We start from the raw sequence: 16,707 nt of genomic DNA on the forward strand, positions 1-16,707 counted from the left end.
CAAAACAAAGCACGTTCAAGGTGACAGCGCGCCGATCCTACCGCCCTTTATAAAATAGCGATAACTTGTTATGCCTGATTTTTCTAGCGCCACTTATCAATTGACCTCTGACCCGATAGCAGCGAGCTATCGTACCACTGGTGAGCACGCGCAGCCACTGAGGATTGCTATTAATGGCTTTGGTCGTATCGGGCGTAATGTACTGCGCGCTTTGCTAGAGCGCTTTGAAGTGTTAGGCCGTGCCATTCATGTGGTGGCGATTAATGATTTAGCGCCAGCCGACATACTCCTTCATTTGTTAAAATTTGACAGCACGCACGGTCGCCTCAGTCGACTGGGCGTCAATGCTGAGCTTGTAGAGAGTGGTGCAGATGACGCTAGCAAGACCCAGCTTTGCCTGACCAAGAACAATCTGACTTACTGCATCAATATGCTATCAGAGCCTGATCCACAAAACCTACCTTGGCAGGCGCTGGGTGTCGATGTGGTGCTAGAATGTACTGGACACTTTCGCTCTTATGAGCAAGCGACGCTACATATCGACGCTGGCGCGCAGCAAGTGATTATCGGTGCCGCGCCATTCGATGATGTGGATGCCTGTATCGTTATGGGTGTGAACACGGATGCGTTAACGCTTGAGCTACCGATTATATCGAGTGTCTCTTGTACCACGCAGGCATTGGTGCCGCTCATTGACACCCTTGATAAGGCGTTTGGTGTGACGTCTGCCATGATGACGGAGATTCATGCGGTCACCGCTGATCAGACCGTGCTGGATCAGGCGCACCGTGATCCAAGACGGGCGCGCGCGTCCGGCTACAATATCATTCCCACCACCTCTAGTAGTATCGCTGCGACAGAGCGGGTGTTGCCAGCGATGGTGGGCAAGATAAATGGACATTCGATACGCGTGCCAACCATCGATGTGGCGGCGATTGATGTCACTTTTGTGTTTGATACACCAGATGTCAGTATTGAATCAATTCGTGAGGTACTCAAATCGGCCAGTCAGGCACATTTGCATGACATCATGGCTTATACCGAAGAACCACTGGTCTCCAGCGATTTTATCCATCAAACTGAATCGCTGATTATTGATGGGCAACAGCTGATGCAAGTGGGCGGGCAATACAAGGTTTTTGCGTGGTATGACAACGAATGGGGCTATGCCAATAGGCTGCTAGATATGTGTTTGCATCTAGCATCTCATAAAAAGCCTATCGTCCATCATCTATAAAAGAGTGACAGCGCTAACCTCGCTTGAAGTATGACTTATACCTCTGCACTCAGTTGCCTTAACTCTCTTTTAAACTGAATCAACGATAGCATCAAAATAATTTAAGTTCGTTCAATTAATTGCTTGCATTCTCATGTTATATCGCTATAATATTGCACCAATGGAGACGTGGCAGAGTGGTTGAATGCACCGGTCTTGAAAACCGACAAGGGTTTGTAGCCCTTCGAGAGTTCGAATCTCTCCGTCTCCTCCAAATTCGAAAGCCGCAATTATTATTAATGATTGCGGCTTTTTTTGTTGCATTTTTATTTTATATCGTTATAATGATCCACCAATGGAGACGTGGCAGAGTGGTTGAATGCACCGGTCTTGAAAACCGACAAGGGTTTGTAGCCCTTCGAGAGTTCGAATCTCTCCGTCTCCTCCAAACATCGGGTGATAGCTGAAAACGCTGAAACCTTTAAAGAGCCTGCCTTGCGCAGGATTTTTTATGCCTGTAATTCGATGCTAATTCTTTGTCGTGGGCTGGGCTGTGGACTGGTTATTTTTGCTAAACCGTCATAAATGGTTTGTGAGGGCGCATAAATAAAGGCTTTCCAGCGTTGTTGCGCTAAAAAGCCTGATACTTCGTGCGTGGGCTAGGCATGGTTATTATATTTGTAAAGCCTGGTACTTCGTGCGTAGGTTGGGTATCGGCTATATCTGTAAAGCTTGGTACTTCATGCGTGGGCTGGGCATGGGCTGGGCATGGGCTATATCTGTAATGAGTGGTTTAGTATCTTGATGATGTGGCCAGAATCTTGCGGTATGAATTTACCGTAATGTTTGTGGATCATATCTGTAGTACTATGTCCAAGTTGTTTTGCTAACCATTCTGCAGTAACGACGCCAGTTGACAGTACCTGACTTGCATAAGTGTGCCGGCCATTATTGAGCGGTCGATAGTCTACATCGATGCGCTCTAAATAATCTGCCCACACGTGGCGCAGCTGCTCGTAAGTATGATGTGTACCAGTGTTTGGGTTGTGCCACAGAAATTGTAGTGTATGTGGCCGTTCTGTGCGATGATCTCGCTCTGTTATCATGACTGTCTGCAGTGCAGTGTCTTTTATCAATTCAATCTGACTACGTAGGGCATCTACTACGATGGGCAATAGCTCAACTTGGCGTTTGCGCCGACGATTTTTTGTTACCCGGTAAACGCCTTTTACCACACCGCGCCTGATATAAGCGTGGCCATTCTCCAAATCTAAGTCTGACACGGCTAATGCGAGCAGCTCGTGTGACGACAAACCCGACCATATCATCACTGTCCATAAATTTTTACGTGCCTGGTCCGGCTCACTTTTTATAATTAAACTTATTTCGTCCCTGTTGAAAGGGTAGATATCGTCTGGGTCATTAAAATTAAGTTTGATGTACTGTGAGGGATCATTCGCTGTGCTCTGGTTCCGTGACCAATAGCTGTAAATTTTTCTCCATAACCCTAAGATCTCTTTAATCGTTTTTGAGCCTAGTTCCTTGCGCTTTATCAAGTCTTTATAGACCCATTCCTCAACGTCTTCCACTTTAATTTTGGCCATCTGCTTTTGTGACCAGTAGTCACTGATATGATTATTTACTTTGCTTAGATATGTGTTCCATGACGTAGGAGCTACCAAAGATTCCTCTGTTGTTTTCCATTGATTAAGATAATGGCCAAAATAACTTGCTTTGCGCTTAGGTGAATGGGGGAAGGTTTGATCACGATCAAACGTACCCATTTCTATTTGAGTATCTATCGATTGTGCGATGGATTTGGCTTTTTTCAAATTGGCTTCAGTGGGTGGTGTGTCATATAAGGTTTCGCGATCACGCTCTCCGCTTGCGTCGCGCCACCAAATCCGGATGCTGGTTTTTAAAGGTTCTATACCTGCAGACATTCTGTATCCTTTGATTTCAGGTCAAAAGTAGGGTTATAACGTGGATGACAATAAAATGTGAGCGGTGAAAGAGCGGTAATACTACGGTAGTAAAAAAAGAGGTAATAAAGGTAAGACTTTCATTACCTCTTTTTATCTTTATGATTTTATTTGGATTAATTATTACCTTGAAAAGGTAATTTCGGAGTAATTAGGATGTTGTCACCTATGACTCTAGTCCTTCTTCAAATACCCAGCATTTTACTGTCTTTGATTTATAAACAGCGCTTGATACAGGCACATTTGAGTCGATAAATTTATGTTTGCGACTTGATTTGAGTAAGCGCTTCATTTCAGTCTGTTCAGGCAATCTCTGCCCTTCAGACTGGGCTATCTTATAAAAGGCCGGTAGGTTGATGGCTATTTTCTTTTTATCAGCTGCGTAGTGGTTCATATTGCAATCGGCAGACGATTCCAAATATTCGTAGATTTCCCAGAATTGCTCAACGAGTGGATGGTCATTGGACAGTCTGGCCACGCGCTGTTCTGCCATTGTAATTAGTGTGCTTTTGGCAGTTTTGGCTTGTTCATCTGTCATGACGCCGTCCAATACATGCAAATGCAGACAATCAACCATAGCCGCTACCTGAGCATGATTTAATGCAATACGAGTATGAGTGATGCCAGCTGAGTGATAGAAGGCTTCGTAAATCCGCACTTTCTCTTTGTACGTCTGCAGGATGGCTTCTTCATTGAGAATGGCCTTAACCATGAACTGACTGGTTACTTCGAGCGGTATGCGGTCGAGCTCGTCGACAATGTATTTGCCTTCGAGCGTCTGACCTTCGCGAGTCAGTCGGATATGAAGTAAGCGAGTAAGCATGGCTTCAGATGCTTGAATAGGTTCGTTTTGACTAATCATGATGGCAGCGCGGAACGGCGGTGAGTAAGTATCGTTGCCGTTGTTTTTGACACCGCGACTACGTATCGAGCGACCGTTAAATGCATCCTTTAACTGATCCCATTCAAACTTTGAGTAAGATTTTTTGCCGTCCTCATCGTTACGGTCACCTTCAATCAGGGCGATAGGCATATTGGATACTTGGGCAAACTCACGGTAAATAGCGACTGATGTGGCTTTTGATGGATCAAAGCCCTCGTAGTCTTCGCGTCCTGATAAGCGCCATAAAAACTCAAGCAAACGTGACTTACCAGCTCCGGCTTGACCGACCAATTCAAAAAATGGAAACGAACGGTCGATACCGCGTATCTGCTCGGCAAAATAAGTGCCTAGCCACCACGCCATGACGACTGTGCCGTAGTCACCACGTACTTTGTTGAATTTTGGCCACCAGTCAAAGTTTGGCTTGTCCTTGGTATTGAGGTGCATCGTGGGGGAGTTTGCTAACGACTTGACTTCCAAGCGACCGAGTTTGAAATAGTCTTGCTCATTGATCGCAACTGATTTGCCTTTATGTACTGCGGTGTCATTAAAGATATATGCGCCAAATTCTTTGCTGTAACCGATAAAGTCGGTGGTTTTTACTTCTTTGAGGGCTTCGGTCTGATGACGCATGATAATGTCTAGTTGACCGGCTGCGCCTGTCCAAAATACGCCGGCATAAACGGACAGCAAACGAGGCTTAAATTTAGAGGGACTAGATAATTGATCGCCAGTGATCGTTGTGGTTACTGCACCTTTTGCTGTGGCCACACGCATGAAGTACCAGGACTCATCTGTGATCTCGTTACGTTGAAAATAAAGGGCTTCAAGCTTTGCGTTACATAGCTCGGTGACGGTACTGCAGGATTTTACGAACTCTGGCATTTGTTCATCGACATCGGTTAAATCACTGACAGACTCAAGATAAGAGCCTACTTGGTGCTTTTCGACACCGATACAGGTGGATAGGGCTTTGGTATCTAATTCAAACCACCAAGTGCGGTAGTTGTATTCTAAATAAAAGCTGGTGCGTTTGGTGTGCATATACATAATGACAGCAGCTTCTGACGCTGACGTCGCTGTTAGTAAATTGCCTAAGTAACGATAGTGTTCTAGATGCTCAGATGTGAGACGACCCATTTCGTGTAGGTCGTTCCAATCTAATTTACGATGCTTCTCATACGGTGGCTGGGCGGCCACGCACTCAAACCCCATATTTGCAGCTAGCTTTACAAATTTTTTGGTGTAGTCTTTGCCGGCTTTATCATTGTCATATGCCCACACTAGGGTGGGTAGGGTGCGCTTCTCTTTATTATATTTGTTCTTGAGCTCATACAGGCTGTGCTCAGGAAAGTTGCTGCAGCTGATGGAGCTGACAGTATCAAGGCCATGCTCATGCAATGCAGTAGCGTCAAAAATACCTTCGGTGATCCAAATCTCGGTTGGCAGTTGAGTGTTTGCTGGATGCCACCACCAGTAACCTTTTAGATCGTACCCGTATTTAAGATTGGCTTTGCGAGGGAAACGGTCTGCCTTATCAATGATGCGCTCCCACCAACCGCCGTTTGGCAGTTGAAAACGCACGGTCGCAGATGATATGCCAAGCTCACGATTGGTATATTGCTCTTGGCTGTAACTGCCTTTAATTGATTTGATGCTAAGACCGCGCCCTTCGTTTAGATAAGCGTCGGCTGCCGCATTGGGGCTAACGTCGGTCTGTTTATATGTTGCTGACCAATCAGTAAATAGGTCAGAAAACAAGTCTCTGACGTGGACTTCCATGCCGCATTTATTTAGCCGACCACATTTGACGACTCGGGGCGTAGACGCGTGGGTGAATAGAGATTTTTTACTGCAATCTGGGCAGCGACCCTCACGTAGCCAGTCACCGCTTACTTTGAATTCGTAGTCCGATATCAGGCGGTCTACGACTTTGTCATTGATTCGTGTCATGGTATTACCTAATTTTTTGGAGAGTATTAAGCGGTTTCTGCTTTCTGAATGATTTTTGTGACTTCTTCAATCCAAAAGTCGCTACCCATTATTGCCTCGTAGGTCTGAGCTTCACTCTTTAAAAGTCGCTCAGAGAAGTCACATAGTGAAATAAGAGTTTCGGTATGCTTTTCATCATGATCTTCTTTGGCTACATGCTCGGCTAGCCAATGCTTGCGCGTTAGATAGTCGCTTTTGTGGGAGTGAATAGCCGCGCAAAACACTTCGCTCAATGAATCTCTTATATCTGTCGTGAGATTAAATGGGTTGTGCTTGTTGTTTGAAATGGTTGTATCACTAACAGGCGATTGAGGAGTTGGATTTGTCATCGTGATTATCCTTATCTGGTGAGTGCAGCCGCAATTTCAGGTTTTGGCTGCAGACTGGGTTGTAGTTGTTGTGATATCTCAATACTTACTTTGGCCGAGAATAGACAATTTGGATTATGGCAAGCTGCTGTAAGTTGTTTCGTTAAAGCACTAAATGTGACGTGCCCATGTGTACGCATTCTTGAATCGCAGTGAGGGCAGCGGATATATGCTGTCGTTGAACTTGCCATAGAGTCTCCAGATTCTATTAGTTAACGGTAAACTTACCGCCAGGGAATTGGTAACTCACCGTTGGTATAACTACCTGCTGTTGTTTAAACTGCTTTTGACGGTGGTCAATGATTATTTGTTCTGACATTTCTGTCACGAATATGCGTACTGCGGTAGCTTGTTGCCCCATGTCACGTAACCTCATCGCTTCTAAGAACTGATCAAGCTCTTTCTGATTAAGATAACCGTATAGGCGATGGTCGCGGACGTTGTCCCAGTTCTTATGCGCCATGAGCGTTCTCCTTGGTATTAGGAGACTCAATGAGTGGCTTAAACTTCGACATATAGTCTTCATCGCTCTGTTGATATTGGTCGATACATTCCGTGACGAGCTCTTGTAATTGCTTGCCAGAATGAGTGGCTTTTAGGCGAAGGTATTTGTGCTTATCTTCAGGAATTCGCACATTCAAAGTTGATCTAGACATCGTGGTGTCTCCGATAGTTATTAAAGTCATTGCAGGTATGTGTTAAATTGCTAACTATCTAGCAACAATATTATTATGACTTACCCAAACGGATAAGTCAATTCATAAGGTAATCCAAATGGATAATTTAACTAATGAGTTGATGGCTCAAATCGGCAATCGTATGACTACTGAGCGTCAGCGTTTGAACTTTACGCAAAAGGATGTTTATACTGCGCTTGGGCTAGGTGCTACATCGTTGTCACGCTATGAACAGGGCAAGCGCACGCTTGATTTGATACAGGCGCATGAGTTTGCAGCTCTGGGCTATGACATGCACTATGTACTGACCGGCAATAGGTTGGGGGAGTCTGCTAGCGATTTGACGGAGGGTGAGCATGCTTGGCTTGAGCTCTATCGCCAAGCGAATGATCCAGATCATCTTATGAAAATGGCAAGGGTATTTATCGCTGCTGAATAGACAAAAAAAGACCGCCATTGCTGACGGTCTTTTTTTAACGATTAGTACGATTATCTTTGCACACATTCACGGACTATCTGTATACCAACACGTTGATGAAAAGTATCTTGGTCTTCAGAATCCATACGCTTTTCAAATAGTGGTACTAATAAATACACTTCTTTAAAACTATCCTTAGCATGGAGCCATAGCTTGAAGTCTTTGACTTTATAATGATTATATTTCTCGGGAAGTATAACGCCTTGGCTGAGTATCTCCGTAGGTGTTAGATCGTTAATTTCTACATACTCTGGTACATATATACGCTCCATTTTTCCCATCATATCATGATGCTTAATAAATGGTGTCGTGAACGGATCTGGGTTAGTCTCAGATTCTAGAGCATTCTCTGAGACTTTGCTTAGCGCTGATGCACCTGCATCCGTTACCTCAGCAATGTCTTTAAATATTTGCTCTAACTGCTCTGGGTCAATGGCACTGTCTGAGCTACCAGTGCTACAAAGCTTCGCTAGCGTAGAGCTATAGCAGTGAATACGGTATAGCTCATCTGCGATAGTTTGATTGTCATGGATATTCGTAGTCAATTCTTTTACTTGTTTTTGTAAAGTCATTTTTTAAATCCTTGCTGTATAAAGTCACTTATTCGATGATGAATTTCCCAAGATTTGTCCGTATCTGCTATGACCATAATGGCTTGTGCAGATGAAAGGCTCAATACGAAATCACTTTTGTCGGGATTAAACACCCAATCTTGCCCCTTTCTTAGTTGTGACTTTTTATGCAAGGTGTTAATTTTTGACTCTGATAAGTTACTAATGTTCGCTAAATCCTTGTTATATAGAACCACTCTACGACGACCAGCAAGCATATAGCGTTTGATCGGTAACTTTTTGACCTCACTACATTCGTTACTGTTGGCTGTGCTATACTTATTCATACTGATTAACTCCATGAGTTAGTTGGTTTAGGTAATCAACGTTATTTAGTTTGATTGCTTTGGTTGTAAAGGTAGACCGTTGACTTTGGCGAGCGCGGTCTGCCTTTTTTATTGTCTGAAATAACTGTAAGTGTTGATTTAGTAGCTGTTGGCTACGGATGTAGGTATTAATTTGCTGGGTGGTGTTAGGTCTATTTTTCATTGAGGCTCTCCTGATCGTTATTGCCTACTTCCTTGGTACTGTCATTAGACAGCGATAGGGTGGCAAACAGTTTCATAAATTCGCTGTCATGTCGCTGATAGAAATCAATCATCTCATCCACTAAATCTTGTATATCTTTGCCCGTGTGCATGGCTTTATATCGGATATAGCTGCGCTTGGACTCAGATAAGCGCGTGGCAAATGGTACTAATGGCATCGTGAATACTCCATAATTATGTTTTGTGATAAAGTGCTAACTGTCTTACTAGCTAACAATTGCATTGTTCCATAGCCTTATGGATATGTAAAGGATTTTTATATCTATATGAAAACATTTACTGATGAACAAATTATCAAAGATCTGTCTGAGCGTCTTGTTTTAGAGCGTGAAAGACTGGGACTACCACAAGAAACAGTGCGAGACACCTTAGGTGTGGCTCATGCAACGTTTTCTAGATATGAGAATGCCAAAAGGCTACCTGATTTAGGGTTAGCCAAGAAACTATCTGATATTGGGTATGATATTTCTTATGTGGTCACCGGCAAGCGTCTGGATGAGTCGGCTGGCGATCTGACTGATGATGAGATGCAGTTATTAGAGCTGTATCGCCGTAGCAAGCGACGTGCTGAGCTGGTGAGACTGATCAAGACTTACGAGGCGATGGAATAAATAACGGGTATATTTAATTAACTTTTGTTATGCTAATGGCGAATTTTTTACGGTAAACTAATGTTTTTTATTTGAGAACTTAGCCATGCTTAAAAGATTTGCCATAATGATGACTGTTTTCGCTATTGCTGGATGTAGTGAAACTGAGCCTGTAGAAGTCGATATTGATGAAATTGCTGCTGAGGTAGGGCTGGCACCTGAAGATTATAAAGTCCATGAAAATGGTGCTATTGAGGTTTATTCTAAAGTTGGTACTGAGCAGGAGAATGTCTCATGGTATCAAGATGATCTCAGTGAGCCTATTGAGACGGTTGGTATGCTAGATGGTGATGCGATCATCGCTAGTGCTGGACTGGAACCAGATGAAGTAGAGGACTCGGCTGACACTGAAGGCCAACCTAAAAAACTTTATGTTATTAATAATGAGACACCTTTGTCTGCTTTATTTTCTCATAGTCCTAACAGTATAGAGTTAAATTGGTATCAGTTTTCAGACAAGCCTGAGACGACTGAAAACAGCCAGCAGAGTTTAAAAGACGTCTACAAGCTCGCTAGGGCTATGGCAGGTCGTGAAGGAGCTGAAGCGATAATGTATTTATCTAATGGCGGTAAGTATCGTAGTAAGCCAGTTAGTGGCTATCCTGCTACAGGGCAATGTAATGACGGAATTTGTTTTATTCATATAGATTTGAGTAGCGAGTGAGATTTGGCCTTTATCTAACAGCGAGATTATAAAATGTTTAACAAATTGGAAAATATAATAAAATCCTTTGAGATTAAAGGTCTATATAGTGAAAGAAATGTAAGAATCGACTTTGAAGATAATATAAAGATTATCGTTGCAGAAAATGGTTATGGGAAAACCACAATTTTGAATGTGTTGTATACGGTTTTATCAGGTAATTTAAATAAATTGCAGGAGGTTGATTTTAAAAGTATACATATAACGTTTTTTGATGATGAGAAAGTTTCTATAAGAAAATCTAATTTGAGTTATTTCTTACTTGTATCAAAATATGGAATCAAAGAATCTAATTTGCATGGTTTTATTTCTGATAAATATTTAAAAAATGATGTTTATAGTGAAAACAAAAAATCAGAGAGTGATTTAAACGTTTTGAGAAAACAACTTTTAAAATATAATGATATTATAAAAAATAAAATATTAGAAGGTGATATTTATGAAAATGAGGTTTTTTTAAAGAAAATAGAAAATAATTATTTTAAAAACAAGGGTCTTTCTGTCAGTGAAATTAGAGACAGTATGGATAGAATAAAAATTAAATTTCCTTATAAGATAGTTTATCTTCCGACTTATAGAAGAGTTGAGCATAACTTGAAAGAGATATCGGGAAACGATTTTGATAAAATAGATAGTGATAATTTAATTAAATTTGGAATGGAAGATGTAAATAAAATATTCAAAGATATAACTGATGAGATTATTACATCTTCAATTGAATGGTTTTCAAAAGTTAATGGACAGATGCTAAGCCAGTTAGTAACTGGTATCAAAATTAATAGAAAAATTATATCAAGTATTGAAAATCCAGAAGCTATTAGGATTGTTCTAGATCGTATAGGGGATAATATAAAGGAGGATTCTAAACAGGAGATTCTTAGACTTGTAGAGTCTAAAGAGATATTCCAAGGTCATGACCAGCTTATATATTTTATTTCAAATTTGGTCGAAGTTTACCAAAAACAAAGAAGCAACGATAAAGCGATACAAGACTTTAGTGAGGTATGTAACAAATATCTTGTAGACAAAAAGATTCATTATAATGAAAGTAAAGTTACGATTAGTATCGTTAGAAGAAAGAATAAGCGCGAAGTAAATATAGAGAATCTATCTTCTGGTGAAAAACAAATAATATCTCTATTTGCAAGATTGTATCTAAAAAAAGAAAATAATTTAGCTATATTTTATGATGAACCAGAACTTTCTTTATCTATGGAATGGCAAAAGAAGTTATTGCCAGATATTATCAATTCAGGTAAGTGTGCTTTTATGTTTGTTACAACGCATTCTCCATTTATTTTTGAAAATGAACTTATATCCAATACAGTAGATCTAGGCACATATATAGAGGAACTGTAATGGATAGAGTGCAGAAAATGCAAGAGCAAGGCTCATCTTACAGTGTAAAATTTACTGAAATGACTAGGATTTACGCTAAAGATAAATCTACCTTAATATGTATTTTTGAAGGTAAAGATGAGAAATATTATGCTAATAGCCTCAATACTATAAAGGGACAAGGGCGTTGGAGTGGTATAAATACAGGAGGTCGTACAGCTGTATTAAAGCTAGCTGAAACAGTTAATCAGCATCCTACTTATAATAAAGTCAATTATGCTGGGTTTATTGACAGAGATTATGAAGATTGGTTTGTAAATCCAAATCCAAATAAAATCTATGTAACCCCTTGTTATTCTATTGAGAATTTATATGTGACAGAAAGTTGCTTTAGACAAATATTGTCGGCTGAGTTTAATATAACTGAGTTTAATGAAAACAGACATGAGTTTCCAAAGTGTTTGAATGCTTTTATAAATAGGTTAGATGATTTTGTGAATGGCGTTGAGGTGTTCAATATTTGGGCAAAAGCTCATAGAATAATGAAGAGGGATGATCCTGAGACAAAAGGATTAAATATAGGAAATGTTGAAACAAAAAAAATTATAAAAATAGATATTGATCGTTCTTTATTGAAATATGATACTACTGATCCCTCAAGTGTTTTTAAAGATATTTTAGATTTTAAGTTATCCGCAGATGCAATACAAGAAGCTGCTAATTCATTTAAGACTGTTGATAGAACGCGTTTTTTTCGAGGGAAGCAGCAAATAGATTTTATGTGTGAATTACTATCAAAATTAAAAAGTGATAGAAACTCTAAGACCCCTAAATTTTTTAGTGAGAAAGGAAAAGTACATCTCAATATATCGCAAGATAATGCAATCTCTGAGCTTTCACAATATGCTGATACACCGGATTGTCTAAAAGATTTTATTAGAGCTTGCTAAGAGCTTCTGTTTCATGATAGATATTTAGCATAACTATTATAGACGATTCACTACAAAATAAGTTTAACAACAACCGTGTCCCTTCGGACACTACGTTTCCTTGCTACGATTGTTTGATCGAGTGATACTAGACCCATCAAACAACGGCAGCCCCTGAAATGGCAGCCACTCAAGGAGAACACCACGATGACAAACCTAACAATAGCAAAAGCCCAAAACGAAGAACTAGTAGCAGATGGCGGTTATGACAATATTATTGACGTTGTTAAGGATGTTAAGAGCAAGCGATTTTGGGAATTAGACATGCTCACAGATTGCGAGTTCGATTGGCGAGCTGCAGCTAAGGAAGAACTAGATAGACGAGCAGCTGCTATTATCTTTAGCCAATTAGATACCGATGACCTAATGAGTATCGCCATCGGAGAGATTGATATTAATGAGTTATATCGTAAGTCTTAGAAGCAACGAACAAACAAAAAGCCCTGCTATTTAGCGGGGCTTTTTGTTTGGTTTTCATCAGAGAGCTTTCGTTAATTCTCGAGAGGACATATTAGTGATCTATACTCGTATCAATACTAGTAAATTCGATGAAGACAGCCTACTATTATTAAGTCGTTGTGATTGCCATATTTTTTAATCCTGTGGAGGAACTAATAATGCTAGATAAAATGGAGTTTTATTGTATGTTTGGTATGCGAGCGTTGATTTTCTTACTGGTTATGCTCTTGGTCGGAATCGTTTTTTTTATGTATGTCATACCTGACTCGTATAGTTTGTTCAGTGGAGTAGTTGATTTACAGCCTGTAAAAAGAATCCTGTTTATGGGTTATTTGATAGTAGGATTAATAAGTGTAATTAAAATTTGGCATCAAGACTACCAAAGACAGTATATACCTCGTTGGTTGACTTGATCTAGGTTGTATAAGCTACATAAATAAACTCATTAAAATAATAAGAAGCACTTTACCTATTGGAGAAAGATATGGGCTATAAAGAAGAAATAACTCAAGATATTGCAGAAATCATGACTGACTTGGAAGTACAACCTATTCTTTTCGTTGGTTCTGGCATCTCTCAAAGATACTTCAAGACTCCAACATGGCAGGGGCTTATGAAGCTATTGGTTAAGAAGTGCCCTGAGCTCAATAAGAGAAAATTTGCCTTCTATGAGCAGCAGTACAAAAGTGATAATTCAACTGATTATACTTTGATGGCGAGTAGTTTTGTTGAGATCTATAGCAATTGGGCATGGGAAACAATGGACGAAGATGACTGTATATTTCCTCCAGCATTATTTGAGGATAATGCTAAAAAGCAGGATTATATTAAGTATGTAGTTTCTAAGTATTTTGAAGAGGTAACTAATTCTATCGACTTGGAGTCTAATGATCACAAAGATGAAATTGAATCACTCAGAAAAATAAAGCCACACGCAGTCATTACAACTAATTATGACGGTGCATTAGAGGTTATTTTTGATGAACATCAAAAGATTGTTGGGCAACAAGTAATAAGAGCTAATTATACATCTTATGGTGAAATATTAAAAATACATGGCTGCTATGAAGATAGCAATAGTATTGTACTAACACATGAAGATTACGAATATTTTAATGAAAAGAAAAAGTATTTAAGCTCAAAGTTATTAACTTATTTTGCAGAGCATCCTTTATTCTTCTTGGGTTATAGCCTTAATGATCAAAATATTATAAATATTTTATCTGATATAGATGAGATATTAGCTTCTAAAGGCGAGCTAGTTCCAAATATTTACATGGTTATTTTTGACAAAGAATTTAGTGAAAGTAATAATTACTCGAAAGAAAAGCTTATTGCTCTTAATGAAAATAAAAGTATTCGAATTAAGGTTATTTATGCTAATGAATATGATTGGGTATACGATGCAATAGCACAATTATCTCCAAAAATTACTGTAAGTCCCAAATTATTAAGATCACTTCTTAACAGAACTTATAAAATGGTAACTTCTGATATACCAAAAAGAGAATTACCTTTTAATTTTAAAATATTATCAGAGGTATCAAATGATGATTCTAAACTACTAACATTGTTTGGATTAGGTACTCTTGATAATGGTCAGCATATTAATGCTAGTTTTTGTTATACACTTACGGAACTTGCTACAAAATTAGGTTATGATGGCTGGTATCCTGTACATGCTTTGATAACTGAAATATCTAAAGAAAAAGGTATAAATATTAAAGATTCAGACAATAAATATCATTTAAGAATTAAATCTGGAATAAACAGCGAGTTTCGTAAGTACTCTCAAGAAGCTTTGGATTTACTGGATAAGGTAAAAAATAACTTACCTTATGAGCTAGACATGAGTTAGCTATTATCGATTACTCACGTCTAGGATACTTATATCTTTCTTGAGGCTATTTCCGAATGTATAGAGTAGAATGGCTACCTTATGCAATAAAAAAACCCTGCTATTAAGCGGGGTTTTTTATGATCTAATTGTTATTTGCTTCTCTCTGCAATCCATTCAATATTTGTATATAGATCTAGGCTATAACTTCTAAATACTGAAATCCTGTAAACGTGAAATTGATATATTTTCCGTCTGCGCTTAGAGCAGGTGCATGTGATAAGATGAAAACGTCCTTTTTCTTAGGACCTATCAGATTTCTTATTTCTCTATATTTTTTATAAGGCGCATCTTTTATTTTATCTCGGTGGATATAGAGTGTAGGTTGTTTGCGAAGTTCTTTATCTGATTGGCTGGCGTCTAGAAAGTCATTTCCGAATCTTATCTGATAGCCATTATATACTGTGTTTATCCATGCTTCTCCGTAATAAATACGTAACGTGTCTTGATCTAAATCGCTAATATCCTGTCCATTAATTTCAATAAATAAATCTTGGAGAGAGATATCCTCTGCATAAGGGTGGGGTAGGGTAACATCAAAGTTCTCACCATTTAAAAAACTTGTAACTAATGACGATATTCTTTTGGTACGATCGTTATTATGCTCAGAATCTTTGCGTTTTGAAGAAGATTGAGGCGATGGTTTTTTGCTAGGCTTAACATCTGTAGATTCAGAATCTTGAGGTTTAGGAGGAGGTGGTGCTAAGTTAATTAGCGTATTTCCCTTAGTTGTATCAACACCGTCATAGTAAGAGTCTGATGTTTCAGGCTTAATATCTCTTGCCTCTTCGACCGCAAATGGGCAGTTCTCACTGTGATCTTCAACTGATCTAAAATAAGGGTCTACCTTGCGCGCGACTTTAGGTTTTTCTAAATTGGCACAAGTGACAGCTATACGACATTTTTCATTCGGACATCGAAAATCTTTTTGACTAGATATCTCTTTTTTCTGAAAAGCAATGTCAGCGTCTTCTGCATTAATATCTTTGTTTAAATCAATTGAATAAGCCGTGCTTAATGTCATTATAAAATCCTTGAATAAGAAAAAATGTATTAGATCTCTTATAGAAGTGCCGTTTCATTGACTTGCTTGAACTAACCCAAAGTTCTAGTAATGAATTATGTAAGAGGCCTACTTTAGTAGTTTATTATTAGGTCGTATAGCTGATAATATCATGAAACCAGACAAAGTTTAGATAAATTCCCTATTAGGACATTCATTTTCAGTCGCTGTCATATAAAAAAGCCCTGCTATACAGCAGGGCTTTTTTAGTCTCAATATAAGGTGCTTGGGGCTGAAATACACACCACGATATGTGTCCGCCTTATTCGTGCAAAGCCTTATATCGGCGCTCCCAAGCAAGTGCTATTATAACTTATTTAGCAAAAATATGTTTAACTCAAGGAGAGAAAATATGGACCTGCTTATGCGCAATGATTGTGGTAGTCAATAATGAATACCTTTTATTTTTGCTATAGGCTAAAGCTTTGAGCAATGATATAACAAAGTTCACTTTACTTTTATAATGTATTAATGTAATTTACATTAATACTGTAAATAGTTACGGTATTAATGTAAATTCATGCTGTTATATCGAGCAGTATGAGCCCATTCTACCTAAAAGGAAGCATCCAAATGCATGACCTCCATCGCGCTAAAGAAAAGAAAATGGCATACCTCTTACATTATGAGTTCGGCTATCCAAAATCTGCTATTGCTACACTTATGAAAATTAGCCCTCAGCAAATGGGAGCTTGGATCAAAGAAATGGACTACGAGGTTAGAATTCACAATCTTACTACTGAGCTAACAGATGTGAAAAACGAGTTGATGAGGCTTGGTTATTCGCCACAAAAACCCTTAAATCACGATGATTTTACACAGTTTTAAATATTTTGTAGGCGTTGTTAGTGTG

19 protein-coding genes and 2 tRNA genes are annotated in these 16,707 nt (G+C 39.2%); 11 read left to right on the forward strand and 10 right to left on the reverse strand.

Features of this window, described 5'->3' with window-relative positions:
• Positions 1–70: 70 nt before the first annotated feature.
• The 3 genes from IE130_RS00695 to IE130_RS00705 all read left to right on the forward strand — a co-directional run bounded on the left by IE130_RS00695 (position 71) and on the right by IE130_RS00705 (position 1,664).
• Positions 71–1,237, forward strand: a complete 1,167-nt coding sequence (locus IE130_RS00695; RefSeq protein ID WP_227676093.1) for a type I glyceraldehyde-3-phosphate dehydrogenase — start codon at positions 71–73, stop codon at positions 1,235–1,237.
• 162 nt (positions 1,238–1,399) lie between these two features.
• Positions 1,400–1,490: transfer RNA gene (locus IE130_RS00700), tRNA-Ser, on the forward strand.
• Positions 1,491–1,573: 83 nt separating this feature from the next.
• Positions 1,574–1,664: transfer RNA gene (locus tag IE130_RS00705), tRNA-Ser, on the forward strand.
• A 325-nt stretch (positions 1,665–1,989) separates the two neighbouring features.
• Here IE130_RS00705 and IE130_RS00710 read toward each other — a convergent pair.
• The 6 genes from IE130_RS00710 to IE130_RS00735 form a co-directional block, all read right to left on the reverse strand.
• Complete coding sequence (locus tag IE130_RS00710; RefSeq protein ID WP_189580212.1) at positions 1,990–3,159, reverse strand: Arm DNA-binding domain-containing protein; 1,170 nt, start codon at positions 3,157–3,159, stop codon at positions 1,990–1,992.
• 205 nt (positions 3,160–3,364) lie between these two features.
• A complete protein-coding gene (locus tag IE130_RS00715) occupies positions 3,365–6,034 on the reverse strand; it encodes a toprim domain-containing protein (RefSeq protein ID WP_189580215.1) in 2,670 nt (889 codons plus the stop codon).
• A gap of 26 nt (positions 6,035–6,060) precedes the next feature.
• The gene (locus IE130_RS00720; RefSeq protein WP_189580218.1) at positions 6,061–6,402 is read right to left on the reverse strand and encodes a hypothetical protein; all 342 of its coding nucleotides are present in this window, start codon (positions 6,400–6,402) and stop codon (positions 6,061–6,063) included.
• Positions 6,403–6,413: 11 nt separating this feature from the next.
• A complete protein-coding gene (locus IE130_RS14370) occupies positions 6,414–6,632 on the reverse strand; it encodes an ogr/Delta-like zinc finger family protein (RefSeq protein ID WP_189580221.1) in 219 nt (72 codons plus the stop codon).
• 17 nt (positions 6,633–6,649) lie between these two features.
• A complete protein-coding gene (locus IE130_RS00730; protein WP_189580224.1) occupies positions 6,650–6,904 on the reverse strand; it encodes a hypothetical protein in 255 nt (84 codons plus the stop codon).
• Positions 6,894–7,097, reverse strand: coding sequence for a hypothetical protein (locus tag IE130_RS00735; protein WP_189580226.1), 204 nt, complete (start codon positions 7,095–7,097; stop codon positions 6,894–6,896). The genes IE130_RS00730 and IE130_RS00735 overlap by 11 nt, the downstream gene beginning before the upstream one ends.
• A gap of 118 nt (positions 7,098–7,215) precedes the next feature.
• On the opposite strand from IE130_RS00735, the gene IE130_RS00740 reads away from it, so the two are divergent.
• Entirely contained in the window at positions 7,216–7,557 is a 342-nt protein-coding gene (locus tag IE130_RS00740) for a helix-turn-helix domain-containing protein (protein ID WP_189580229.1), read from the forward strand.
• 50 nt (positions 7,558–7,607) lie between these two features.
• Here the strand turns inward: IE130_RS00740 and IE130_RS00745 are convergent, their stop codons facing one another.
• The 3 genes from IE130_RS00745 to IE130_RS00755 all read right to left on the reverse strand — a co-directional run bounded on the left by IE130_RS00745 (position 7,608) and on the right by IE130_RS00755 (position 8,913).
• On the reverse strand, positions 7,608–8,168 hold the full coding sequence (locus tag IE130_RS00745; protein WP_189580232.1) for a hypothetical protein: 561 nt from the start codon (positions 8,166–8,168) through the stop codon (positions 7,608–7,610).
• Positions 8,165–8,494 carry a hypothetical protein gene (locus tag IE130_RS00750; protein WP_189580235.1) on the reverse strand — a complete coding sequence of 110 codons (330 nt, stop codon included), beginning with the start codon at positions 8,492–8,494 and terminating at the stop codon, positions 8,165–8,167. The genes IE130_RS00745 and IE130_RS00750 overlap by 4 nt, the downstream gene beginning before the upstream one ends.
• 191 nt (positions 8,495–8,685) lie before the next feature.
• Positions 8,686–8,913, reverse strand: coding sequence for a hypothetical protein (locus IE130_RS00755; protein WP_189580238.1), 228 nt, complete (start codon positions 8,911–8,913; stop codon positions 8,686–8,688).
• A 108-nt stretch (positions 8,914–9,021) separates the two neighbouring features.
• On the opposite strand from IE130_RS00755, the gene IE130_RS00760 reads away from it, so the two are divergent.
• The 6 genes from IE130_RS00760 (at position 9,022) to IE130_RS00785 (ending at position 14,752) form a co-directional block, all read left to right on the forward strand.
• Positions 9,022–9,366: a helix-turn-helix domain-containing protein gene (locus tag IE130_RS00760; protein WP_189580241.1), complete on the forward strand. Its 345-nt coding sequence runs from the start codon at positions 9,022–9,024 to the stop codon at positions 9,364–9,366.
• 106 nt (positions 9,367–9,472) lie between these two features.
• Positions 9,473–10,069 carry a hypothetical protein gene (locus IE130_RS00765; protein WP_189580244.1) on the forward strand — a complete coding sequence of 199 codons (597 nt, stop codon included), beginning with the start codon at positions 9,473–9,475 and terminating at the stop codon, positions 10,067–10,069.
• A gap of 33 nt (positions 10,070–10,102) precedes the next feature.
• Positions 10,103–11,467, forward strand: a complete 1,365-nt coding sequence (locus tag IE130_RS00770) for an AAA family ATPase (RefSeq protein ID WP_201574390.1) — start codon at positions 10,103–10,105, stop codon at positions 11,465–11,467.
• Positions 11,467–12,396, forward strand: a complete 930-nt coding sequence (locus tag IE130_RS00775; protein ID WP_189580247.1) for a DUF4435 domain-containing protein — start codon at positions 11,467–11,469, stop codon at positions 12,394–12,396. Before IE130_RS00770 ends, IE130_RS00775 begins: the two co-directional genes overlap by 1 nt.
• A 186-nt stretch (positions 12,397–12,582) precedes the next feature.
• The gene (locus IE130_RS00780; RefSeq protein ID WP_189580250.1) at positions 12,583–12,855 is read left to right on the forward strand and encodes a hypothetical protein; all 273 of its coding nucleotides are present in this window, start codon (positions 12,583–12,585) and stop codon (positions 12,853–12,855) included.
• A gap of 523 nt (positions 12,856–13,378) precedes the next feature.
• Positions 13,379–14,752 (forward strand): SIR2 family NAD-dependent protein deacylase, encoded by a 1,374-nt coding sequence (locus IE130_RS00785; protein WP_189580252.1) that lies wholly within the window; start codon positions 13,379–13,381, stop codon positions 14,750–14,752.
• 175 nt (positions 14,753–14,927) lie between these two features.
• Here the strand turns inward: IE130_RS00785 and IE130_RS00790 are convergent, their stop codons facing one another.
• Complete coding sequence (locus IE130_RS00790; RefSeq protein WP_201574392.1) at positions 14,928–15,815, reverse strand: P-loop NTPase family protein; 888 nt, start codon at positions 15,813–15,815, stop codon at positions 14,928–14,930.
• Positions 15,816–16,427: 612 nt separating this feature from the next.
• Between IE130_RS00790 and IE130_RS00795 the strand changes: the two genes are divergently transcribed.
• Entirely contained in the window at positions 16,428–16,682 is a 255-nt protein-coding gene (locus IE130_RS00795; RefSeq protein WP_189580255.1) for a hypothetical protein, read from the forward strand.
• The last annotated feature ends 25 nt before the right edge of the window (positions 16,683–16,707 follow it).

The organism is Psychrobacter glaciei (genome assembly GCF_014652895.1).
Classification (GTDB): domain Bacteria; phylum Pseudomonadota; class Gammaproteobacteria; order Pseudomonadales; family Moraxellaceae; genus Psychrobacter; species Psychrobacter glaciei.